General features: G+C 41.2%; 21 protein-coding genes. 2 read left to right on the forward strand and 19 right to left on the reverse strand.

Annotated elements, in window-relative coordinates; all coding sequences use genetic code 11:
• Nucleotides 1-2 precede the first annotated feature (2 nt).
• The 7 genes from LIT25_17980 to LIT25_18010 all read right to left on the reverse strand — a co-directional run bounded on the left by LIT25_17980 (nucleotide 3) and on the right by LIT25_18010 (nucleotide 8,915).
• Nucleotides 3-986, reverse strand: a complete 984-nt coding sequence (locus LIT25_17980; protein ID USK32476.1) for an alpha-ketoacid dehydrogenase subunit beta — start codon at nucleotides 984-986, stop codon at nucleotides 3-5.
• Nucleotides 987-998: 12 nt separating this feature from the next.
• Nucleotides 999-1,991 carry a thiamine pyrophosphate-dependent dehydrogenase E1 component subunit alpha gene (locus LIT25_17985; GenBank protein ID USK32477.1) on the reverse strand — a complete coding sequence of 331 codons (993 nt, stop codon included), beginning with the start codon at nucleotides 1,989-1,991 and terminating at the stop codon, nucleotides 999-1,001.
• A 45-nt stretch (nucleotides 1,992-2,036) separates the two neighbouring features.
• Complete coding sequence (gene lpdA, locus LIT25_17990) at nucleotides 2,037-3,458, reverse strand: dihydrolipoyl dehydrogenase (GenBank protein ID USK32478.1); 1,422 nt, start codon at nucleotides 3,456-3,458, stop codon at nucleotides 2,037-2,039.
• 17 nt (nucleotides 3,459-3,475) lie between these two features.
• Nucleotides 3,476-4,591: a butyrate kinase gene (buk, locus tag LIT25_17995; protein USK32479.1), complete on the reverse strand. Its 1,116-nt coding sequence runs from the start codon at nucleotides 4,589-4,591 to the stop codon at nucleotides 3,476-3,478.
• A gap of 81 nt (nucleotides 4,592-4,672) precedes the next feature.
• Complete coding sequence (bcd, locus tag LIT25_18000; GenBank protein USK32480.1) at nucleotides 4,673-5,767, reverse strand: branched-chain amino acid dehydrogenase; 1,095 nt, start codon at nucleotides 5,765-5,767, stop codon at nucleotides 4,673-4,675.
• 50 nt (nucleotides 5,768-5,817) lie between these two features.
• Entirely contained in the window at nucleotides 5,818-6,708 is an 891-nt protein-coding gene (gene yqiS / locus LIT25_18005; protein USK32481.1) for a phosphate butyryltransferase, read from the reverse strand.
• A gap of 146 nt (nucleotides 6,709-6,854) precedes the next feature.
• Nucleotides 6,855-8,915 carry a sigma 54-interacting transcriptional regulator gene (locus LIT25_18010; protein USK32482.1) on the reverse strand — a complete coding sequence of 687 codons (2,061 nt, stop codon included), beginning with the start codon at nucleotides 8,913-8,915 and terminating at the stop codon, nucleotides 6,855-6,857.
• Nucleotides 8,916-9,067: 152 nt separating this feature from the next.
• Between LIT25_18010 and LIT25_18015 the strand changes: the two genes are divergently transcribed.
• Nucleotides 9,068-9,322, forward strand: a complete 255-nt coding sequence (locus LIT25_18015) for a DUF2627 domain-containing protein (protein USK32483.1) — start codon at nucleotides 9,068-9,070, stop codon at nucleotides 9,320-9,322.
• A 16-nt stretch (nucleotides 9,323-9,338) separates the two neighbouring features.
• Here the strand turns inward: LIT25_18015 and LIT25_18020 are convergent, their stop codons facing one another.
• The gene (locus LIT25_18020) at nucleotides 9,339-10,061 is read right to left on the reverse strand and encodes a glycerophosphodiester phosphodiesterase (GenBank protein ID USK32484.1); all 723 of its coding nucleotides are present in this window, start codon (nucleotides 10,059-10,061) and stop codon (nucleotides 9,339-9,341) included.
• A 46-nt stretch (nucleotides 10,062-10,107) separates the two neighbouring features.
• On the opposite strand from LIT25_18020, the gene LIT25_18025 reads away from it, so the two are divergent.
• Nucleotides 10,108-10,254 (forward strand): YycC family protein, encoded by a 147-nt coding sequence (locus tag LIT25_18025; protein USK32485.1) that lies wholly within the window; start codon nucleotides 10,108-10,110, stop codon nucleotides 10,252-10,254.
• Nucleotides 10,255-10,324: 70 nt separating this feature from the next.
• Here the strand turns inward: LIT25_18025 and spo0A are convergent, their stop codons facing one another.
• The 11 genes from spo0A to nusB form a co-directional block, all read right to left on the reverse strand.
• Nucleotides 10,325-11,116 carry a sporulation transcription factor Spo0A gene (gene spo0A, locus LIT25_18030; protein ID USK32486.1) on the reverse strand — a complete coding sequence of 264 codons (792 nt, stop codon included), beginning with the start codon at nucleotides 11,114-11,116 and terminating at the stop codon, nucleotides 10,325-10,327.
• 301 nt (nucleotides 11,117-11,417) lie between these two features.
• Complete coding sequence (gene spoIVB, locus LIT25_18035; GenBank protein USK32487.1) at nucleotides 11,418-12,707, reverse strand: SpoIVB peptidase; 1,290 nt, start codon at nucleotides 12,705-12,707, stop codon at nucleotides 11,418-11,420.
• A gap of 225 nt (nucleotides 12,708-12,932) precedes the next feature.
• Nucleotides 12,933-14,657 carry a DNA repair protein RecN gene (gene recN, locus LIT25_18040; protein ID USK32488.1) on the reverse strand — a complete coding sequence of 575 codons (1,725 nt, stop codon included), beginning with the start codon at nucleotides 14,655-14,657 and terminating at the stop codon, nucleotides 12,933-12,935.
• Nucleotides 14,658-14,688: 31 nt separating this feature from the next.
• The gene (gene argR / locus LIT25_18045) at nucleotides 14,689-15,138 is read right to left on the reverse strand and encodes a transcriptional regulator ArgR (protein USK32489.1); all 450 of its coding nucleotides are present in this window, start codon (nucleotides 15,136-15,138) and stop codon (nucleotides 14,689-14,691) included.
• A 127-nt stretch (nucleotides 15,139-15,265) separates the two neighbouring features.
• A complete protein-coding gene (locus LIT25_18050; GenBank protein ID USK32490.1) occupies nucleotides 15,266-16,108 on the reverse strand; it encodes a TlyA family RNA methyltransferase in 843 nt (280 codons plus the stop codon).
• Nucleotides 16,109-16,111: 3 nt separating this feature from the next.
• Nucleotides 16,112-18,004: a 1-deoxy-D-xylulose-5-phosphate synthase gene (gene dxs, locus LIT25_18055; GenBank protein ID USK32491.1), complete on the reverse strand. Its 1,893-nt coding sequence runs from the start codon at nucleotides 18,002-18,004 to the stop codon at nucleotides 16,112-16,114.
• A gap of 306 nt (nucleotides 18,005-18,310) precedes the next feature.
• Entirely contained in the window at nucleotides 18,311-19,195 is an 885-nt protein-coding gene (locus LIT25_18060; protein USK32492.1) for a polyprenyl synthetase family protein, read from the reverse strand.
• Nucleotides 19,195-19,428, reverse strand: coding sequence for an exodeoxyribonuclease VII small subunit (locus LIT25_18065; GenBank protein USK32493.1), 234 nt, complete (start codon nucleotides 19,426-19,428; stop codon nucleotides 19,195-19,197). The genes LIT25_18060 and LIT25_18065 overlap by 1 nt, the downstream gene beginning before the upstream one ends.
• A complete protein-coding gene (xseA, locus tag LIT25_18070) occupies nucleotides 19,421-20,773 on the reverse strand; it encodes an exodeoxyribonuclease VII large subunit (protein USK32494.1) in 1,353 nt (450 codons plus the stop codon). Before xseA ends, LIT25_18065 begins: the two co-directional genes overlap by 8 nt.
• Nucleotides 20,774-20,787: 14 nt before the next feature.
• Entirely contained in the window at nucleotides 20,788-21,663 is an 876-nt protein-coding gene (folD, locus tag LIT25_18075) for a bifunctional methylenetetrahydrofolate dehydrogenase/methenyltetrahydrofolate cyclohydrolase FolD (protein USK32495.1), read from the reverse strand.
• 28 nt (nucleotides 21,664-21,691) lie between these two features.
• Nucleotides 21,692-22,084: a transcription antitermination factor NusB gene (gene nusB, locus LIT25_18080; protein USK32496.1), complete on the reverse strand. Its 393-nt coding sequence runs from the start codon at nucleotides 22,082-22,084 to the stop codon at nucleotides 21,692-21,694.
• Between the last annotated feature and the right edge of the window lie 94 nt (nucleotides 22,085-22,178).

Here is a 22,178-nt window from a genome sequence, read left to right on the forward strand (position 1 = left end):
ATTTAAAATTCAGCAAGCTTCCGCATAGCCGCTTCTACTTTATCTGGATTGATCATAAAATGTTTTTCCATTGTTGGAGCATATGGCATTGCCGGCACATCAGGACCTGCAAGACGCATGATTGGGGCATCCAAATCAAATAGGCAGTTTTCAGCGATGATGGCTGACACTTCGCTCATGATGCTGCCTTCTTTGTTATCTTCCGTCAGCAAAAGCACTTTTCCTGTTTTAGATGCAGCTTCAATAATCGCTTCTTTATCAAGCGGATAAACTGTGCGCAAATCAAGAATATGCGCTGAAATCCCATCTTGCGCAAGCTTTTCTGCAGCTTGGAGAGCAAAATGAACGCACAGGCCGTAAGTGATGATTGTAAGATCTTCACCTTCACGCTTTACATCAGCTTTTCCGATTGGCAGCACATAATCATCATCCGGAACCTCGCCTTTGATGAGACGGTAAGCTCTTTTATGCTCAAAGAACAGAACTGGATCATTGTCTCTAATTGCAGCCTTTAACAATCCTTTTACATCATAAGGAGTTGAAGGCATCACAATTTTAAGACCCGGCTGATTGGCAAATAAAGCTTCGACTGATTGAGAGTGATAGAGAGCGCCATGTACGCCTCCGCCATAAGGAGCGCGAATCGTAATCGGGCAATTCCAATCATTGTTTGAACGATAGCGGATTTTGGCTGCCTCTGAAACGATTTGATTGACTGCAGGCATGATAAAGTCTGCAAATTGCATTTCTGCGATTGGTCTCATACCGTACATGGCTGCGCCAATTCCTACACCTGCAATTGCTGATTCTGCAAGCGGAGTATCAATGACACGCTCTTCTCCAAACTTGTCGTACAATCCAGCTGTTGCTTTGAAAACTCCGCCTTTTTTGCCTACATCTTCCCCAAGCACGAAAACTTTTGGATCACGTTCCATCTCTTCACGAATCGCCATCGTGACAGCATCTATATAAGAAATGACTGGCATTGTTCTTCCCCCTTACTCTGCGTATACGTAATTAAGTGCCGATTCTGCATCTGCATATGGAGCACTTTCAGCGTAATCTGTTGCTTCGTTTACAACCTTCATGATCTCGTCATGAATTTCTTTTTCCTTCTCATCCGTCATGACGCCAGTCTCTTTTAAATAAGAGGCAAATGTTAAGATCGGATCATTCTTCTTAGCTTCTGAGACTTCTTCCTGTCCGCGGTATGAACGATCATCGTCATCACTTGAGTGAGGAGTTAAACGGTATGAGATTGCTTCTATCAGTGTAGGGCCCTCTCCGCGGCGCCCTCTGTCTGCAGCTTCTTTTACAGCCTGATACACTTCAAGAGGATCATTTCCATCCACCGTATAGCCAGGCATTCCGTAGCCAATCGCGCGGTCTGAGATTTTCTCACATGCAACTTGCTTCTCGTATGGAACACTGATTGCATATTTATTGTTTTCGCACATAAAAATGACAGGAAGCTTATGCACTCCGGCAAAGTTTGCTCCTTCATGGAAGTCTCCCTGGTTTGATGATCCTTCGCCGAACGTGACAAACGTAACAAGATCCTTCTTCTCCATTTTGCCGGCAAGAGCAATTCCAACCGCATGAGGCACTTGAGTTGTAACCGGTGATGAGCCCGTAACAATGCGGTTTTCTTTTTGTCCAAAGTGACCGGGCATTTGGCGTCCGCCTGAGCTTGGATCTTCTGCTTTTGCAAATCCCGAAAGCATCAATTGCTTTGCAGTCATGCCAAACGCAAGAACGACACCCATATCCCGGTAGTAAGGAAGTGCATAGTCTTTTTTGCGGTCAAGTGCAAACGCAGCACCAACCTGAGCCGCTTCCTGTCCCTGACATGAAATAACGAATGGAATTTTTCCTGAACGGTTCAACAGCCACATGCGTTCATCAATTTTGCGCGCCATGACCATTGTTTCATACATTTCAAGAACATCTTGATCAGATAAACCAAGTGTTTTATGACGATTCTCAGCCATCATTTTGCCTCCTTAAAAATCAGTATGTAAAGGGACATGATCCCTTTAAGAGTGGATTGCTTTCCCATCAACTGCAAGTGCCGCTTCACCTATTGCTTCAGAGAGCGTCGGATGAGGATGAATGGTTTGTCCAATTTCCCAAGGAGTTGCATCAAGCACCATTGCAAGCCCTGCTTCAGATATCATATCTGTCACATGCGGTCCAATCATATGAACACCAAGGAGATCATCTGTTTTTGCATCGGCTATTAATTTGACAAACCCATCAGATTCCCCAAAAACAAGCGCTTTGCCGATTGCACGGAATGAAAATTTGCCTGTTTTCACTTCAAAACCCGCTTTTTTCGCTTCATCTTCTGTATACCCGACGCTTGCAATTTCAGGTGTACTGTATACACATCTTGAAACTTTTTTATAATCAATTGCAGAAGGCGTATGTCCGGCAATATGCTCAACAGCTGTAATGCCCTCATGTGAAGCAACATGCGCAAGCTGAAGACCGCCTACAACGTCGCCAATCGCATAAATATGTGATTCTTTAGTCTGCATAAATTGATTCGTTTTAATAAAGCCATTTTCAAGCTGAATATCTGTATTTTCAATGCCGATGCCTTCAACATTTGCCTGACGTCCCACTGAAACAAGAATTTTTTCAGCAGAGAAGGTTTTCACATCACCTTTATGTTCAGCACTGATAGAAACAGCTTTTCCTTTTTCAAGAGTTTCAGACAGCACTTTAGCACCTGTTACAAGGTTAATGCCTTTTTTCTTAAGCAAGCGCTGCATTTCTTTCGATATTTCAGCATCTTCAGTAGGCAGGATACGATCTGCATACTCAAGTACAGTAACTTCCAGTCCAAAATCAGAGAGCATAGAAGCCCACTCTATTCCAATTACCCCTCCGCCGACAATAATGATTGATTTAGGCAGTGATTCAAGCGCAAGTGCTTCATCAGACGTTAAAACAGATTCACCGTCAATTTCTAAACCTGGCAGACTGCGGGGTCTTGAGCCTGTAGAGACAATCACATTTTTCGGAATAAGCATTTCATTTTCCTCGCCGTTATTCATCTCAACAGAAATTGTTCCGGGCATTGGAGAGAAAATAGAAGGACCCAAAATACGGCCAATTCCTTCATAAACATCAATTTTCCCTTGCTTCATTAAATGCTGAACGCCTTTATGAAGCGTATCAATAATCGATTGTTTCCGTTCCTGAACCTTCGAGAAATCGAGCTCAACTCCTGAAGTGATGACGCCAAACTCTTCGCTTCTTTTTGCAGTTGCAAAAACTTCTGCACTTCTAAGCAGTGCTTTGCTTGGAATACATCCCGCATGAAGACAAGTGCCTCCAAGTTTTCCTTTTTCAACAATGGCTGTTTTTAAGCCAAGCTGGCTTGCGCGAATTGCGGCTACATATCCGCCTGTTCCGCCGCCTACAATGACGAGATCATAATCTGTTGCCATACTGATGCTCCTCTCTATTAAACCTGGTTGTAGATCTTAGAGTTCACTTTTTTATTCGGATATTCTTTCGCCTCTTCTTCACCTCTGAGAACGCGAAGAGCTCCTTCCGTTAATGCCTGAAGTTCATTTTCACCGGGAAATACATTTACATCTGCGATCCAGTCTATGTAGGAAGAGATTTCTTTAACGAATTTTTTCCCGTAGGCAAGACCGCCTGTTAGAATAATCGCATCCACTGTCCCTTTTAAAACAGCGCTTGCTGCACCTATTTCTTTGCCGATTTGATAGGCCATTGCATCAAATATCAGTTTAGCCTTTTGATTTCCTTCAGCAATCATGCGTTCTACCTTCTGGCCATCATTGGTGCCAAGATAACCTACAAGCCCGCCATTGCCGACAAGCATTTTCATAACTTCCTCGCGATAATAGTCACCTGAATAGCATAGATTCACCAGATCCCCAGCAGGAACTGTACCTGCACGTTCAGGACTGAATGGTCCATCGCCATGAAGGCCATTGTTGACATCAATTACTTTCCCGAGCTTGTGAACTCCGACCGTTATCCCGCCGCCCATATGAGCCACAATCAAGTTCATTTCGCTGTATTTTTTTCCGTACTGCTGAGCAACTTTTCTTGCAACCGATTTTTGGTTTAAGGCATGAAAAATACTCTTTCGTTCGATAGATGGAACTCCGGATACTTTCGCGATCGTTTCCATTTCATCTACAACGACCGGATCCACAATGAAAGAGGGAATATTTAACCCGCCGGCTATTTCAAATGCGATGATGCCTCCCAAATTTGAAGCGTGCTGGCCTGCAAAACCGATGCGAAGATCGTGAAGCATTTGTTCATTCACATGATAAGTTCCGCCTTCTATTGGACGAAGCAGTCCGCCTCTTCCGCATACTGCGCTTAATTTAGAGATATTAATGCCTTCTTCATCCAGCGTTTCAAGTATCGTCTGTTTTCGGAATTCATATTGATCAATGATGCTGTTAAAGGCATTTATTATATCCGCATCATGCCGGATTGTTTTTTCAAAAATAGATCGTTCATTATCAAATACACCAATTTTCGTCGAGGTTGAACCGGGATTTATGACGAGAATCCGATATTCTTTTTCTTGCAACTTCTAAAACCTCCAAATATGAGAAAGATCAGACAGCGCTCTGACACACTGCCTTCGTATCTCATCTCAAAAAATTGCCTATTAGCGTCGGCTTAAAATGTGATTGCCATTTTGCAGAAACTGGCTGCGGGAATTTCTCATTCTTTCGATGCGCTCTTCAGCCAGGCGATCAGCAGCCGCATACGTAGGGATGCCGTCGCGTTTTGCAATTTCAAATACTCGTTCAATATTTTGATAAATGCCCTCTACTTTTTTCATTGCTCTTTCGCTGTTGTACCCAAGCAGCTCATCAGCTACGTTTATCACGCCGCCTGCATTAATGACATAGTCTGGCGCGTATGCAATTCCCATTTCATGAATCGTATCGCCATGACGAGTTTCTTTTAACTGGTTATTTGCAGCACCTGCAATGACCTTAGCTTTGATTTGGGGAATTGTATCGTCATTAATAATAGCCCCAAGCGCACACGGTGCATAAATATCGCAGTCCACTCCGTAAATTTCATCAGGATTTACTGCTTTGGCACCGAAAGCTTCAACAGCTCTTTGAACAGCTTCTTTATTAATATCCGTCACAATCAGCTGTGCGCCTTCTTCGTGCAAATGTCTGCAGAGGTTGAAAGCAACGTTGCCTACACCTTGAACTGCAACAGTCTTGCCTTCCAATGAATCTGTTCCAAATGCAGCTTTTGCAGCAGCTTTCATTCCGCGGTATACGCCGAATGCCGTTACAGGTGAAGGGTTTCCTGAAGATCCGAAAGCAGGTGAAATACCCGTTACAAAATCTGTTTCTTCGTGGATCAAGTCCATATCTTCAACAGTAGTGCCTACATCTTCAGCAGTAATATAACGGCCATTTAGTCCTTGAATGTAACGGCCGAAAGCGCGGAACATTTCTTCATTTTTATCTTTGCGCGGATCTCCGATGATGACTGTTTTTCCTCCCCCAAGGTTTAACCCTGCAGCTGCATTCTTGTAAGTCATACCTTTAGCCAAACGAAGAGCATCTTCAATAGCATCGGCTTCTGAAGCGTATGTCCACATGCGCGTTCCGCCAAGTGCAGGTCCTAAAGTTGTATCATGAATAGCGATAATAGCTTTTAAACCTGATTGTTTATCTTGGCAAAAAACCAATTGCTCATAATCATATTGTTCCATATATTTGAAAATTTCCATGTGTAAATCCTCCTAATGTCTTTTCGAATTCTTAAGCTTAGCATTTCCTCTTAACTTGAACATATCGCCAAAGCGAGTGAATAAAGTTTGCTTTCGGCTGAATCAGCACGGCTTGTTAAAACAATCGGCGCTTTTGCCCCTGCAATGATGGCTCCTACTTTTGCATTTGCAAAATACATGAGCGATTTATATAAAACATTTCCAACTTCAATGGTTGGTACTAAAAGGATATCAGACTGTCCTGCCACTTCGCTTTTGATGCCTTTATGCTCTGCAGCTTCAAATGAAACTGCATTATCAAGTGCTAGGGGACCATCGACGATACAATCTTTAATCTGGCCTCTTTTGTTCATTTGCGTTAGAGCAGCAGCATCAATCGTTGCCTGCATGGAAGGATTAATAACTTCAACAGCTGCAAGCGGAGCTACCTTGGGCATGTCTATCCCAATCTTCTTTGCAACCATGACAGAATTTGCAAGAATTTGCTTTTTTTGGTCTAGATCTGGTGCAAGATTCATTGCTGCATCCGTTACAATTGTATATCTGTCGTAGCCGGGCACTTCAAAAACAGCGACATGAGAAAGAATTTTGCCTGTTCGAAGTCCGTATTCCTTGTTTAAAACAGCCTTTAAAATAACGGCAGTTGGAATATTTCCTTTCATTAAAACATCAGCTTCATTTTGAAAGACAGCTTTAACAGCAAATTCTGCAGCCTGTTCAACGGATACTGCATGCTTAATTGAAAACTTTTTTACATCAGCACTTCTTTCTTGAAGCATGATTTCGAGTTCCTCTTTATTTCCGAACAAAATAAAATCGGCAAGCCCCCGCTCTGAAGCCTCAATAACCGCTTCAAGTACTTCTGCATCTGCTGCAGATGCAACTGCTACCGTTTTGTTCTTAAGCTGGGCTGCTTTTTCTAGCAGATCTTCTAAGTTCATTGTGTTTTCAACCCCTTCAAGATGTATTCACAGCACCCGTTATTTTATAATGCAAGAAGCGTGCCAACATAAAAACTTGTAAACGCTTCATTTTTCGCTGCAGAAAACATGCATTTTTTTTCATACCTTGCAATTAATTGCATGCATCACTTTGCAAGGTTGTATTTTTCTATTTTATAATACAGGTTTCTAAGCGAAATACCTAATGAAAGGGCCGTTTTTGTCCGATTAAAGTTATGCTTGACCAGCGCTTCCCTTATGAGCACTTCTTCAAGCTGTTCTACGGATTCTGCAAGAGTTTGATTGCCTGCACTTTCTCTAGGATAGGCTTGTCCGCCTGACTTTTTTTCATCATCCTGCGCGAGTTCCGGCAAATGCTGAGCGGCAATTTCCGTTTCATTGTATTTCATAAAAATCATGGCTCTACCAAGGACATTCTCAAGTTCTCTTACATTACCGGGCCAGCTGTGCGCAACGAGCCTGTCCAAAGCTGATTCTTCAATTCCTTCAATGCTTCTGCCATAGTCCTGATTTAGTTTCCTGATAAGGTGCTCAGCAAGCATTGGGATATCGCTTTTTCTGTTCCTGAGCGGAGGAATCGAAATTGGGTAGCGATTTAATCTGTAATACAAATCTTCACGGAAAGTGCCTTCTGCCATAGCTTTTTCGATATTAATATTTGTTGCGGCAATGACTCTCACATTGATTGGAATGGACTTTGTTGAACCGACCCTGACAATTTCTTTTTCCTGCAGCACCCGAAGCAGTTTTGCCTGTACATTCGCTGAAAGTTCCCCAATTTCATCCAGAAAAATGCTCCCTTTATTGGCTTCTTCAAAAAATCCTCTTTTTCCGCCCCGTTTCGCTCCTGAGAATGCCCCTTCCTCGTAGCCAAACAGTTCACTCTCCAGCAAAGTTTCTGAAATAGCCGCACAATTCACACGGATAAACTTGTTGTATTTCCTGTCACTTGCGTTATGTATCGCATGGGCAAATAATTCTTTTCCTGTCCCTGATTCCCCTCTCAGAAGAACAGTCGCAGGTGTCTTAGCTCCAAGCTTGGCCTGCTCAATCGCAAGTTTGATTTCTTCGCTTTCTCCGATGATATCTTCAAAGGCATACTTCGCTTCAAGTGTTCTGATAATTTGTCTGGCCCTGTTCAATTCTGTTGTTAAAGTCTGTATCTCGGACATATCATGAATAATGCCCACACTTCCTTTAAGTTTCCCATCTACAATGATTGGGGCTACATTTACAATGACATCTTTCTTCCCCGGACCAACCTTCATCCGCACGCCTCTTACAGGTCTTCTCGTTTCAAGAACCTTCATATGCATACTTTCACCTTCAGAGATGTCAGCTGTTGCAGGCATTCCCAGCACTTGTTCTTCTGTTAGGCCAGTCATCCTGGAATAGGCAGGATTAATTAGAATCCCTCTTCCTTCTTCATCTACAACAGTAATGGCTTCGTCAGATGATTGTATGATGGCTTGAAGAAGCGTTTGAATCTCCTTTAAGTTCGTCATCTCTTCTGCCAGGTTCACAATATCGGTGATATCTTTAAACAAAGAAAGAGCACCGAGCAGTATTCCCGAGTCATCAAAGATCGGGATTCTTGTCGTAATGATTTTAAGTCCATTTTCAAAAACTTGTTCCTGATTCATTTCGACTTCTTTTGTTTTCAGGATTCTTGGAAGCTTGCTTGAAGGAATCATCTCTTCGATAAGACGGCCTATAACATCTCCCTTTTTTAATCCTGTCATCCGCTCTGCTGTTTTATTAAATAGTATAACCCGTTCCTTATCATCAATGACAATCATGCCATCATTCGTTGAATCAAAAATGGTTTCATGCTTATGTGTGATATCTTTTAAAGCTGTAATCAAATTTTCTTTCTGATTGATAAGATTGGAAATGATGTGAGCGACAGTGCCCGGAATAATAACCGTATTCCTGCTTCTGCATTTAAGCAGGTCCTCAAACACCTCATTGCTGCCAGTTGCCTCTACTACTATATTGATCTGATCGGATAAAAGCGGCTTCCATTCAGAACTTGTCAAGATTCCCAGCTTTTTTGCAAGCTGTATGCCTGGTGCTTCCGGCTTAATATCCACAACCGCCATGATTTCCATAGCTTTTATTTCCAAAAGCATTTTGAGCAGTGCTGTCCCGCCTTGTCCCGCCCCCACCAGCAAGACCTTTTGCATAATGATTACCCCTTACCGTTTTTATGTAAAATATATATAAAAATGATTTTGCAAAATTTTGCACAGTTTCATCATATCACTTTTTGTTCACTTGACAAATTTTTTTTTTCGTTGAACAATTTAAACAGACGAAGGGGAAAGGATTATAAAAAATGATACGAATTTTCGCTCTATTAATAATGGTGATTCCTGGAGTTTTGGCGGGCTACGGCATTAAATTAATGCGTGACATGCTCTTTGGTATTCTTCAGGCGCCTTTTCCAAACCTATGGCTGCAATTCATTGCCGGGCTGCTTTTATTTGCCGGAGGATTAAGTTTTGTAGCAGGATTTATTTTTTACCGTGACCGCAAACGAAATAAAGTGCAGAAAAAATTTCAGAAAAACAAAAGAACCCCGTTAGTTTGAGATAAACGGGGGCAAATTATTTCTTTTTTAACGATAAAGCTTTTTCGGGATAATCCGTGAAAAATCCTGCACACTGTGCTTTATAAAGGAATTGAATTGTCGGCTCATCATTGACAGTAAAAGGACGAACTTGGATTCCGTTAGCCTGAGAATGGAAGATGACATGCGGGTCAGCAGCATAATGAACAGGATGGATTGCTCTTGCTGAAAGTGTCTTAGCATAATTCCACGGTTCAAACAGCCTTTCGCTTAAAAGAGCTGCCGTTTCCAGTTCATTTGAGATTCTATGACACAGCATCAGGCTTTCATGATTAAAAGATGAGAGAATGACTCGATTTTGCATCTTGTGAGTGAAAATCTGCTGTATCACCTTTTCTTCAAGCTCCTGATATTGAATCCGGTCATTTTTAAGTTCAATATTCAGGAGAAAATCTGAAGAACTGCTCCATGCCAGCACTTCTTCAAGTGATGGGATAAATGCTTTTCCTGAGTGCTCAGGAAAAAGATAGCTTGCATCCAGGCTTTTAAGCTGCGAAAAGGTTAAGTCCTTTACAAAACCTTTGCCATTTGTTGTACGGTCAACCGATTCATCATGAATGACAACAGGAACTCCGTCCTTTGAGAGGTGAACATCTAATTCAATTCCATCTGCACCTGATTCAATCGCTGCTTTAAAAGAAGGCATCGTATTTTCAGGACAAGTACCTGCAGCACCACGGTGTCCAAATATTTTGGTCAAAAACATCACCTTTTTCATTATTTTTAGAAAGGAGCATAAAAGACCTATGAGACCACTTCCAATTTCCGCTGAAACAGCGATAAAGCTTGCTGAGGAACTAAACGTGCCGATTGAACAAATTATGCATATGCCCAAGCATATCCTACTTGCTAAGCTCTCTGAAATGCAGAATAAGAAAGACAATAAAGAGTAAAAAGGCAAAGAACCCAATTTCAGTTGATTGGGTTCTTTTTTATTATCCAGCTTCTAAGATTCTATCGCTCTCAAGAAGCTTTATGCTCTAAACGCAATTTGTCAGCGACCATTGCGATGAATTCAGAATTAGTCGGTTTAGCTTTAGACATGCTTACTGTATACCCGAATAAAGAGGAAATGGATTCAATATTCCCGCGGCTCCATGCTACTTCAATTGCATGACGGATAGCACGCTCTACACGGCTTGCTGTCGTATTATATTTTTTGGCGATATCAGGGTACAGTACTTTTGTTATAGAACCGAGCAGTTCGATATCATTATAAACCATCGAAATGGCCTCTCTTAAATATAAATAGCCTTTAATGTGAGCAGGAACACCAATTTCGTGAATAATGCTTGTAATGTTCGCATCAAGGTTTCTTCCTTTATTTTCTGACTGGGATCGGAGAGAGGAGTTCGATCTTGAAAGAATCGGTGCTGCTGATTTTCCGCTGACTTGACGAATATGATTGACCAGGTTTTCCATATCAAAAGGTTTTAAGATGAAATAAGAGGCACCAAGGTCAACTGCTTTCTTTGTAACATCTTCCTGTCCAAAGGCTGTCAGCATAATGACATTAGGCTGTTTGGATTTTTCCATCTCCCTCACTTTTTCTAAAACAGCAAGTCCGTCCAGGTGAGGCATGATAATATCCAAAACAAGCACATCAGGGTCTTTATCCTTTAACATATTCAGACACTCTTGTCCGTTATATGCAATGCCAAGCACTTCCATGTCTTCCTGACTTGAAATAAATTCATCCAAAAGCCCCACTAACTCCCGATTATCATCAACGATACACACTTTTATTTTTTTCAATTAAGCTTCCTCCTCAGTCTTCATTTCCCGCCTAAATCGATAGTATCTCTATACATCATTCTAAATGAGAATTTCGACAATGCAACAAAAATTCCTCTTATTATTTTAAAAAATACCAAAAAAATGAAATAACTAAATTTTCCTTCAATTTCCTCACGATTTCGACGTTTTGCGCTATTAAACGTTTACAAGGTTAAACAGTTTTGTCGAAAAATCTTCTTTCACTTATTTTATCTAATTATGAACGATAAATAAAGCCAAAAAAATAGCTGTTAAGAAACTTGTCTCAACAGCTAATTCATCAGCTCGATTTTTTTGTATCTTTATGATAAATATCAATTCCCGCTTCGCTCAGCATCCACTCGATATGAACGCCATAACCTGAAGTTGGGTCATTTACAAATACATGTGTGACAGCTCCTATCACTTTTCCATTTTGAATAATCGGGCTGCCGCTCATCCCTTGAACAATTCCGCCTGATTTCGCTAAAAGCACCGGGTCGGTAATCTTTATAACCATCCCTTTTATAGCAGGAAACTTTTGAGGAGTTGAATTGACAATTTCCACATCAAATTCTTCTACTTTGTCCTGATCGACAACCGTCAAAATGTGAGCCGGACCTTCCTTTACTTCGTTGGATAACGCGATTGGCATTGGCTTATCATAAAGACCATTTGACATGTCCTCATTCAGCTTGCCAAATATTCCGAATGGGCTGTTGCGGGTAATATTGCCGATCACTTGACGGTCGCTTGAAAACCTTGCCAGTTTTTCACCTGGATTTCCGTTGCTTCCTTTTTCAATCGATGTCACTGTAGATCTTACAACTTGGCCATCCTGAACGACTATCGGCTTTTTCGTATCCATATCGGAAATCACATGGCCTAGAGCCCCATATTTTTTTGAATTAGGATCATAAAAAGTCATGGTCCCTATTCCGGCTGCAGAGTCACGTATATATAAACCAATTCGATACGCACGTTCATTTTCATCTTTAAGAGGAACTAATTTCGTTTCAATTTCTTTATTTTCTCTAGAGATGACTAAATCCAAAGGCTTGCCTGTTTTTCCAGCATCCTGAATAAAAGGTGTTACATCACTCATGTTTTCAACTGTAGAGCCATTTATCTTTTTAATTATATCTCCGACTTGGACACCTGCAATTTCGCCAGGTGATTTTTTACCTTCGGCAGTTTTTATTTGATGATGACCTACAACCAGAACACCAAGCGTATTCAGTTTTACACCAATTGATTGGCCGCCTGGTATGATTTTAAAATCTTCAAGCACTTTTACATTCACTTTTTTAATCGGAATTCCGGCTAGATCAAATACTATTTCACCAACTCCGCTTTGCTTGCCTTCAATCTGAAGGGATTCAGCGCCAGTTTTAATAGAAAAAACATGTTCTGAATCGCCGGTATTTGCACCAGCCTGCAGAGATGTTTCCATTGATAATTGCTGATTTTCAAATACAGTTAAAGAATTTGGCAATTGAATGTATTCTTTAACAGGTTTTACAAATCCTAAACTCATTAAAGAAACAAGGAGAATACAACCAATTATTTTTCTAATTTTATCAAAGCTCAAATATACACACTCTCCTCGCTCCTGACACCACACCAATACATTGGCTACATTCATTAATTTTGCCTTCTGAAGGCGCATTTATAACTGATATAAAAAGAAAATGTTGCTGATTTAATGTATAACGTGCTTTATGCACAGAAAAGCGGAAGGGATTGAATACATTATCCGGATAATCCGGTCTGTATAACCGACATACAAAAAAAATACTGCCGATGATGGCAGTATTTACAGGCTCTTGACCGTATCAGCAAGAGCGAGCAGTTCTTTTGCATGCTGTTTTGTTAAATCCGTTACTTCAACGCCGGCAATCATCCTGCCGACTTCCTTTATTTTTTCCTCTTCCAAAAGAGGTTTTACGCTTGTTTTGGTTCTTCCTTTAACCGTTTCTTTTGAAATGAAAAGGTGTGTATCGGCCATTGCAGCAACTTGCGGAAGATGTGTAATACAAAGCACTTGCGAACCGACAGAAACTTTATAGATTTTTTCTGCAATTGCCTGGGCGACACGTCCGCTGACACCTGTGTCCACTTCATCAAAAATAATCGAGGTGACACCCTGATGCTTTGAAAAGATGCTTTTCATTGCAAGCATGATTCTTGAAAGCTCTCCGCCCGAAGCAATTTTAGAAAGCGGCTTTAATGGTTCTCCAGGATTTGTCGATAAGTAAAACTCCGTTTCATCTACACCATTTTCTCCAAATTTAGCAGGGACACTATCGATTTGAGGGGCATCCTTGCTACCTTCCCTAACGCCAAAAACAACTTCAAATTTTGTTTTTTCCATATATAATTCTTTCAGCTCCCGCTGAATTTGCTTCGTCAGCTCGGCGGCACTTTTTTTCCGGACAGCTGTCACGTTCTTTGCTTCAACGATAAGATCTTTCACAAGGCTGTCTAACTCGTTTTTCAGCTTGAACAAATGACTGTCACGGTTTTGGATCGTATCGATTTCCTCTTCAATTGCTGCTGCATATTCAAGGATTTCTTCAACATCCTGTCCGTATTTTCTTTTGAGATGCGTAATTTCGCCAAGTCTTGTTTCAATTTCATTCAAACGCTCCGGATCAAATTCCAATTGATCGAGCTCATTTCGAATCTGAAAGGATAAATCCTCAAGCATGTAATAGCAGTTCGAAATGGTTTCGGACATTTCTTTCAGCGAGTCATTAATAGCTGATACCTCTTCTAATTGACTCATGGAATGTCCAATATAATCGAGCCCTCTTTGCTCGCCGTGCAAAGCATTATAGCTGTTTTGAAGTGATTCAAATATTTTTTCAAAGTTGGATATTTGGCTTTTTTCCTCCATAAGCCGCTCATCTTCTTTGATTTTCAAATCTGCCTTTTCTATTTCTTCAAGCTGAAATTGAATTAAGTCAAGCCTGTGAGCCATTTCCTGTTCATTTTCAGACAGCTGTTTTATTTTTTTTACGAGCTTAGCATATGTATTGTAAATTTCTCTGTATGAAGCAAGAGCATGATTAATTTTTCCGGAGCCGAACTGATCGAGAAGCTTCCAGTGATTTTCTTCGTTCATAAGCTCCTGATTGTCATGCTGTCCATGAATATCAATAATCATTTGTCCGATTTCCCTAAGAATTCCAATGGTTACAAGCTTCCCGTTAATACGGCAGATGCTTTTTCCCGAGGATGAAATGTCGCGTCTTAAAACAATCATGCCGTCGCTGATGTCGATTCCAAAATCATTGCATTTGTCTATACATGGATGTTTTTCATCATCAAGTAAAAAAAGACCCTCCAATTCAGCACGTTTCTCCCCGTAACGAACAAATTCAGATGAGCCTCTTCCGCCGACAAGTAAATGGACGGCATCAATGATAATTGATTTCCCTGCTCCGGTTTCTCCAGTCAGTACTGTCAGCCCTTTCTCAAAGGAGACAGTCAATGATTCAATGATTGCAAAGTTTTTTATTGAAAGTTCCGCTAACACAGCGCCGGATCCCCCCTCAAATGTTTCATTATTACAGCATATCTAGAAAACGCTTGGAAATAGTCGCAGTATCCTCTGGCGTACGGCAAATGATGAGAATCGTATCATCTCCGCATATGGTGCCCAAGATCTCATTCCAATCAAGATTATCAATTAATGCCCCAATGGCGTTTGCGTTGCCCGGCAATGTTTTCATGACAATGTTATGCCCTGCTGAATCAATTTTTACGAAGGCATCCATTAAAGACCGCTTCAGTTTTTGCAGCGGATTAAAACGCTGATCTGCCGGAAGGCTGTATTTGTATCTTCCGTCTAGCATAGGCACTTTAACTAGATGAAGCTCTTTTATATCCCTTGAAACAGTGGCCTGTGTCACGTTGAAGGCAGCTTCCTTAAGCATGTCCACTAACTCATCCTGAGTTTCAACTTCATTATGAGTAATCAGCTCGCGGATTTTTATGTGTCTTTGACCTTTATTCATTAGGCACCCCTTGTTAACTGTATGTTTATACTGAATATGTTATATGATATCTGCAAAAAAGTACACGTTTTTGTCAAAGTGTGTGTTCTTATTTTAATCAAAACAAACAGGAATAATAGCTGCTCTATTATTCCTGTTCCGATTTTTTGCTCTTTAGTTCATCATGGGCTTTTTCAACTACACTGTCGATTGTATTTGGCAGCCTCATTGTCCCAGACTCGTCTGTCCCATTCCATCGCATATGCAGCAGGAATTCAATGTTGCCGTCTCCTCCTGTTATGGGAGAAAAAGACAGGTTACAGCAGTCATATCCTTCTTTTAACGCGAAATCAGTAATATATTCCAAAACCATTCTATGCGTTTTTGGTTCTCTGACAATCCCTTTCTTGCCCACCAGTTCCCTTCCTGCTTCAAACTGAGGTTTAACAAGAGCGATACAGTCACCGCCGGCAATAAGAATTTTTTTAAGTGCAGGCAAAATTAATTTCAGAGAGATAAACGAAACATCTATGGAAGCTATTTCAGGCAGTCCTTCCGTAAAATCAGCAGGAGTGGAATATCTGAAATTTGTCCGTTCCATCACAACAACCCGTTCATCCTGACGGAGTTTCCACGCAAGCTGATTATAGCCAACATCAAGGGCATATGACAGCTTGGCCCCATTTTGCAGGGCACAATCTGTAAATCCGCCAGTTGAAGAACCAATATCAAGGAGTATTTTATTTTCTACGGTAAGATCAAATTCCTTTAATGCTTTTTCAAGCTTCAATCCGCCCCGGCTTACATACGGCAGCATATTGCCTTTAATGGTAAGATTCAGGGCCGGATCCACTTTCTCGCCCGGCTTTTCAACTCTTTCTTCATTTGCATAAACAAGCCCTGCCATAATGGCGCGCTTAGCTTTCTCTCTCGTTTCAATCAGCCCTCTTTCAACGAGGAGAATATCAATTCTTTCTTTTTTCGAACTCATTCATTAAACCCTTTTCTCTTTCGCTATTGATATGCTTAATATCCGTTCCTCTGCGTGAGAAGCTGTTAAACCTATTTCATCCAACAGTTTACTTACGCTGCCATGTTCAATGAAACGGTCAGGAATACCCATTCGGTCTATAACGGCATCAGAATGGTTTTGCTCTTGAGCAAACTCAAGCACTGCACTTCCAAATCCACCTTGCAGAACAGCCTCTTCGATTGTCAGCACCGGCAATTTTTCAGAAAAGATTTGTGAAAGCATGGCATCATCAAGAGGTTTGATAAACCTTGCATTGACAACACGGACTGAAATATCTTTTTCAGCCAGGCTTTCTGCAGCCTGCATAGCCATTTCAATCGTTGTGCCAAATGTCAGAATAACAGCATCTGTACCCTCTCTGATTACTTCCCAAGTTCCAATAGGAATTTCTTTTAACTGATCATCCATTTTCACGCCAATTCCATTTCCTCTTGGATAACGAAGCGCTATTGGCCCATCATTGTATTTCAGCGCGGTATAGACTAAATGCTGTCCTTCATTTTCATCTTTAGGCATCATGACTACCATGTTCGGCAAATGTCTCAAGAACGCGATGTCAAAGACACCCTGATGCGTCTCTCCATCAGCTCCAACTAATCCCGATCGGTCAATTCCTATGAATACATTCAGATTTTGACGGCAAATATCATGAACAACCTGATCATAAGCACGCTGAAGGAAGGTTGAATAAATGGCCAAAAACGGTTTCATATCTTGTGTTGCAAGACCTGCTGCTACAGTTGTTGCATGCTGTTCAGCTATTCCTACGTCAAACATTCGGTCAGGAAACTCGCTTGCAAAGCCCTCAAGCTTTGAACCGACAGGCATAGCCGGTGTAATAGCAACGATACGATCGTCTTCCCGCGCCATTCTTCTAACTGTCTCACTGACAAGACTGCTCCATGCAGGACCTGCTGTTTCACCCTTTACAAAATCGCCCGTTTCAATTTTATATGGGCCAGTTCCATGCCATGTTCCAATTTTATCTGTTTCTGCAGGCTGATAACCCTTGCCTTTTTTTGTAATGATATGCAAAAGTACAGGTCCTTTTGTTTTCTTAGCATACTGCAGATTCTCAAAAAGATCATCATAATTATGTCCATCCACAGGACCAAGATATGTAATTCCAAGCTCCTCGAAAAAGATGCCTGATACAAGCATATATTTTAAGCTGTCTTTTACTCGCTCGGCAGTAGCTGCAAGCTTTCCGCCAACTGCAGGGATTTTCTTGAGAATATATTCAAGCTCATCTTTCACCCATTGATATTTGCCGGCAGTTCTTAACTTTCCAAGCACATTATGAAGAGCACCGACATTTGGTGCGATAGACATCTCATTATCATTTAAAATAATGATCATATCTTTTTGTTCATGTCCGATATGATTAAGCGCTTCGAGAGCCATTCCGCCGGTCAGGGCGCCGTCCCCGATAATCGGCACGATATGATCTTTCGTTCCCTTTAAATCTCTTGCAATGGCCATTCCCATTGCTGCAGATAAAGAAGTGGAGCTGTGTCCTGTTTCCCAAACATCGTGTTCACTTTCGTTGCGTTTAGGAAATCCGCACAGACCCTGATATTGTCTGATTGTCTCAAATTCGCATGCCCGTCCAGTCAATATTTTGTGAACATACGATTGATGCCCGACATCCCACAGGAATTTATCATTTGGACTGTCAAATATTTTATGCAAAGCAATTGTCAGTTCAACAACTCCTAGGTTAGGACCGATATGTCCGCCGCTGACAGAGAGCTTCTCAATTAAAAATTTACGGATTTCAGCACTCAATTGTTCGAGTTCATTATTTGATAGCTTTTTAAGGAATGAAGGGTCTTTAATGGATAACAGATCCAAATGGATCACTCACTTTCAGTTCATTTTCTACTTGGTTCTTTTAGTTTAAAATAGCCGTTCACACAGCTGTGATAACGGCGACATTTGCAGCATTTCATGAAATTCTTTATTCATCCTGATATCCCGCGCTGTTTGGAAGAGATGTGTATAAAATATGGTGTAAGTATAACATACCGTTATAAAAACCTCAATTTGACGGTGTACTACAACAGATTGAAGAGATATTCATGCAGTTGGAGAAGCGGAATGGAGGAAAAAAAACCGTTTAAAACCAAAAACGTGACAATCAGCTGTCACGTTTTTGAATTAATGATCTCTTGAAGCAATTAGATCGCATAATTCTTCAAGTAAGCCCGATTGGATATTTATATTTGCCAAAATGGCTTTAGCATGGTTGATGTGATCTTCGAGCTTCTGTTTTGCACCCTGTAAAGTCAGCAGTGATGGATAGGTTGTTTTTTTATTTGTTTCATCCGATCCGACAGGTTTTCCTATTTTAGACTGCTGGCCTTCAATGTCTAAAATATCATCCTGAATTTGAAAAGCAATTCCAATGTGATAGGCAAACTCACGCAGCTTTGCGATTTCATCATTGGATGCTTCAGCTAAGATTGCTCCTGCGATAATGCTAAAAGCCAATAGTTTTGCCGTTTTGTGTTCATGAATAAACTCTAATTCTGAAAGCGGCAGGTTTTTTGCTTCTCCCTGCATGTCTGCCACCTGACCGCCGACCATTCCTTCAATGCCTGAAGCTTTTACTAATTCACTGATCAATGCAAGGCGTTTCTCTGCAGAGATTTCCTGCTGATCGGCAATAAGGCCAAAACTGTGGGTCAGCAGCCCGTCTCCTGAAAGAATAGCAAGCGCTTCTCCGTATACTTTATGATTTGTTGGTTTTCCCCTTCTCAAATCATCATCATCCATTGAGGGAAGATCATCATGAATGAGAGAATATGTATGAATCATCTCCACTGCACAAGCAGCAGGAATACCAATCTCTTCACGCTTTCCAAAAGCATTCAGTACAGCTAATACCAGAGCTGGACGAATCCTTTTGCCTCCGGCGCTCAGTGAATAAATCATCGCTTCCTTTATAGAAGAAGGAGCTATTAGGCCGCTGACGTATAAAGGCAGTTTTCCCTCAATTAATTCTTTTCTGGAAGTAAGAAAATCTTCTAGAGACAGCGTCATTACTCTTCCTCCTGCAGATCAAAAGGAGCAAGCTCTCCGTCCTCGCGGAGAATCTGATCCATTTGCTTTTCAACCGTCTGCAGCTTATCATGGCAAAGTTTTGAAAGCTTCATCCCGTCTTGAAAATAAGCAATTGCTTTCTCTAAAGGCACATCGCCCTCTTCAAGCTTTTCAACTATTTGTTCGAGCTCTTCCATAGCTTGTTCAAAAGTAGCTTCTTTTTTCTCACTCATAAGCTTTTCTTTCCTCCACTCCTGTAACTTGGCAATTAACCTGCCCGTCCTGCATTTGAATGTGAAGTTTATCACCGGTTTTGACTTGTAAGATGCTTTTCACGAGATTTTTGTCCTGATAAGCAATGCTGTATCCGCGCTCCATTATTTTCAGCGGGCTCAATGCGTTCAGACTTGCGGCCATTGACTGAAATTCAGCCTGTTTTTGACGCAGCAGAACGGACATGTCTCTAGTCATTTTCTTAATTAATTGCTGATGCTTCTCTTTTTCGCGATGAATTTGTTCACGGGGATGCAGACGGTATAACCGGTTTTTTAATTGATCATATTTGTCCTTTTTCAGCTGAATGGACCTGAGGCTTTCTTTTTGCAGTGACTCTACTAAATCATCGAGCTGCTGTTCCTTTTGCTGATACAGCTGCTTCGGATATTTAAAGGCATACGACTTTTGGTAGTAGGCCAATTGCTCTTTTTTCGCAGAAATCTTTTCCTGCATTGCACGCAGCAAACGTGTTTGCCTATTGGTTGTCCTCTCCAGCAGCTCTGCAAAATGCGGCACTGCAAGTTCTGCTGCCCCCGTTGGAGTAGGCGCCCTTAAATCTGCAACAAAATCTGCAATTGTATAATCCGTTTCATGCCCGACGGCTGAGATGACCGGAATACTGGAATTAAATATCTCTCTTGCAACCATTTCTTCATTAAAAGCCCATAATTCTTCTATGGAACCACCGCCGCGGCCGACAATCAGCACATCCAGATAGCCTAATGCATTTGCCTGTTTAATTGCTTTGACAACAGATGGGCCTGCATGAATTCCCTGCACAAGCGCAGGCAGAATGATGACTTTTGCAGAAGGATAACGGCGCTTGATTGTAATTAAAATGTCCCGGATTGCTGCTCCAGTAGGCGAAGTAATAACACCAACTGAGGAAGGATATTTAGGAATCGGCTGTTTGTGCTTTTGATCGAAAAGCCCTTCTTGCTCAAGTTTTTTTTTCAGTTCCTCATATGCCAGATACAGGCTTCCAATTCCGTCAGGCTGCATTTCTTTCACATACATCTGATAGTTGCCGCTTGGTTCATAAACAGAAATTTCGCAGCGCAGCAGCACTTTCATGCCATTTTCAGGCTTGAATTTAAGCGATGAATTTTGACCGGCAAACATAACGGCTGCAATTCGCGCCCCTTCATCCTTTAATGTGAAATACATATGGCCCCGGCTGTGCATTTTAAAATTCGAAAGTTCACCCTTCACCCAGATATCCTTCAGGTGGGGATCGACATCAAACTTCCGTTTAATATACTTTGTTAATGCCGTAACTGTCACATGCTTGATTTCACTCATTGGGCAGGACTCCTTTAAAGCTTTTTACTTCCCTGCAGTTTAACAGCTGAAATTCTTGCTGATTTTACTACATTGTGAGCAAGCATTGTAATTGTCATCGGACCTACTCCGCCCGGAACTGGCGTAATGTGACTCGCTATTTGCTTCGCATCTTCAAACACGACATCTCCGCACAGCTTCCCTGTCTCAAGTCTGTTCACACCAACATCGATAACTACAGCATTCTTTTTGATGTGCTCGCCTGTTATGAAATTAGCTCTGCCCACAGCTACAACCAGAATATCGGCTTGCTTAGTTACTTCCTTTAAATTTGGCGTTCTTGAATGACAGTAGGTAACTGTTGCATGCTCATTCAAAAGAAGAATGCCTACTGGTTTTCCGACGATATTACTGCGTCCTACTACTACAACATGTTTACCGGCAATTTCAATGTCTGAAGATTTTATCATTTCTACGATTCCTGCAGGTGTACACGGCAAAAATGTATCTTCACCGATCATCATTTGTCCGATATTCAGAGGATGAAATCCATCTACATCTTTTGCAGGAGAAATTTTTTCAATGACTGCTTTTTCATGAATATGATCCGGCAATGGAAGCTGTACAAGAATTCCGTGGCAGCTTTCATCAAGGTTATATTTCTCAATCACATCCAGAAGTTCATTTTCTTTCATTGTTTCAGGAAAATGTTCAAGCGTGAATGCCACGCCAATTTCTTCTGACGCTTTCTGTTTTCCTTTAATATAAGAAATAGAGGCTGGATGATCGCCTACTAAAATTACGACAAGTCCCGGCACGACACCTTGCTCTTTTAATTCTTTTACTTCTTGTGCAAGCTGTTTGCGTTTTTCCTGTGCTAATTCTTTTCCGCTGATAATTGATGCTGTCATTGTTTTGTTCCTCCTCTAATGCAATTGGTTATTTTTCAATCGTTTGTTTAATGTTCGAGAGGACACCATTAATAAACTTCGGTGATTGATCATCTCCAAAAGTTTTTGCGAGTTCAATTGCTTCATCAAGAGTTACATTGACTGGAATTTCTTCAATGTACATCATTTCGTATACCGCCAGTCGCAATACAGATCGATCTACATTTGCAAGTCTCTCTAGCTTCCATTTCACTAAATGAGGTTTAATTTGTTCATCAATCTCTGACATATGCTCAATTGTTCCAAGAACAAGAGCTGTCATGAACTCATCCAGTTCTTCCCCGTCAAGCGCATGAGACATCGCTTCTTTTGGTTCAATATCACTTACATCTATTTGAAAGAGTGCCTGCAGCGCTTTTTCCCTTGCTAATCTTCGTTTCATTTGTTCTTGCTCCTTTATGTACAAAAATGTCGAAATGTCATAAAAAGATAATACCATATTTCACAGACAGAAGCACATCGTTAATAACGTTTTC

The sequence above is a fragment of the Bacillus sp. F19 genome, from assembly GCA_023823795.1.
Taxonomy (GTDB): Bacteria; Bacillota; Bacilli; order Bacillales; family Bacillaceae; genus Bacillus_P.

What these genes read in the sequence shown, in the direction of transcription:
- argR (USK32489.1), bottom strand. Translation starts at nt 15,138, where the DNA reads ATGAATAAAGGTCAAAGACACATAAAAATCCGCGAGCTGATTACTCAT.
- bcd (USK32480.1), bottom strand. Translation starts at nt 5,767, where the DNA reads ATGGAAATTTTCAAATATATGGAACAATATGATTATGAGCAATTGGTT.
- LIT25_18025 (USK32485.1), top strand. Translation starts at nt 10,108, where the DNA reads ATGAGACCACTTCCAATTTCCGCTGAAACAGCGATAAAGCTTGCTGAG.
- LIT25_18065 (USK32493.1), bottom strand. Translation starts at nt 19,428, where the DNA reads ATGAGTGAGAAAAAAGAAGCTACTTTTGAACAAGCTATGGAAGAGCTC.
- nusB (USK32496.1), bottom strand. Translation starts at nt 22,084, where the DNA reads ATGAAACGAAGATTAGCAAGGGAAAAAGCGCTGCAGGCACTCTTTCAA.
- folD (USK32495.1), bottom strand. Translation starts at nt 21,663, where the DNA reads ATGACAGCATCAATTATCAGCGGAAAAGAATTAGCACAGGAAAAACGC.
- LIT25_18015 (USK32483.1), top strand. Translation starts at nt 9,068, where the DNA reads ATGATACGAATTTTCGCTCTATTAATAATGGTGATTCCTGGAGTTTTG.
- lpdA (USK32478.1), bottom strand. Translation starts at nt 3,458, where the DNA reads ATGGCAACAGATTATGATCTCGTCATTGTAGGCGGCGGAACAGGCGGA.
- LIT25_18050 (USK32490.1), bottom strand. Translation starts at nt 16,108, where the DNA reads ATGAGTTCGAAAAAAGAAAGAATTGATATTCTCCTCGTTGAAAGAGGG.
- xseA (USK32494.1), bottom strand. Translation starts at nt 20,773, where the DNA reads ATGAGTGAAATCAAGCATGTGACAGTTACGGCATTAACAAAGTATATT.
- LIT25_17980 (USK32476.1), bottom strand. Translation starts at nt 986, where the DNA reads ATGCCAGTCATTTCTTATATAGATGCTGTCACGATGGCGATTCGTGAA.
- LIT25_18010 (USK32482.1), bottom strand. Translation starts at nt 8,915, where the DNA reads ATGCAAAAGGTCTTGCTGGTGGGGGCGGGACAAGGCGGGACAGCACTG.
- LIT25_17985 (USK32477.1), bottom strand. Translation starts at nt 1,991, where the DNA reads ATGGCTGAGAATCGTCATAAAACACTTGGTTTATCTGATCAAGATGTT.
- LIT25_18060 (USK32492.1), bottom strand. Translation starts at nt 19,195, where the DNA reads ATGACGCTGTCTCTAGAAGATTTTCTTACTTCCAGAAAAGAATTAATT.
- yqiS (USK32481.1), bottom strand. Translation starts at nt 6,708, where the DNA reads ATGAACTTAGAAGATCTGCTAGAAAAAGCAGCCCAGCTTAAGAACAAA.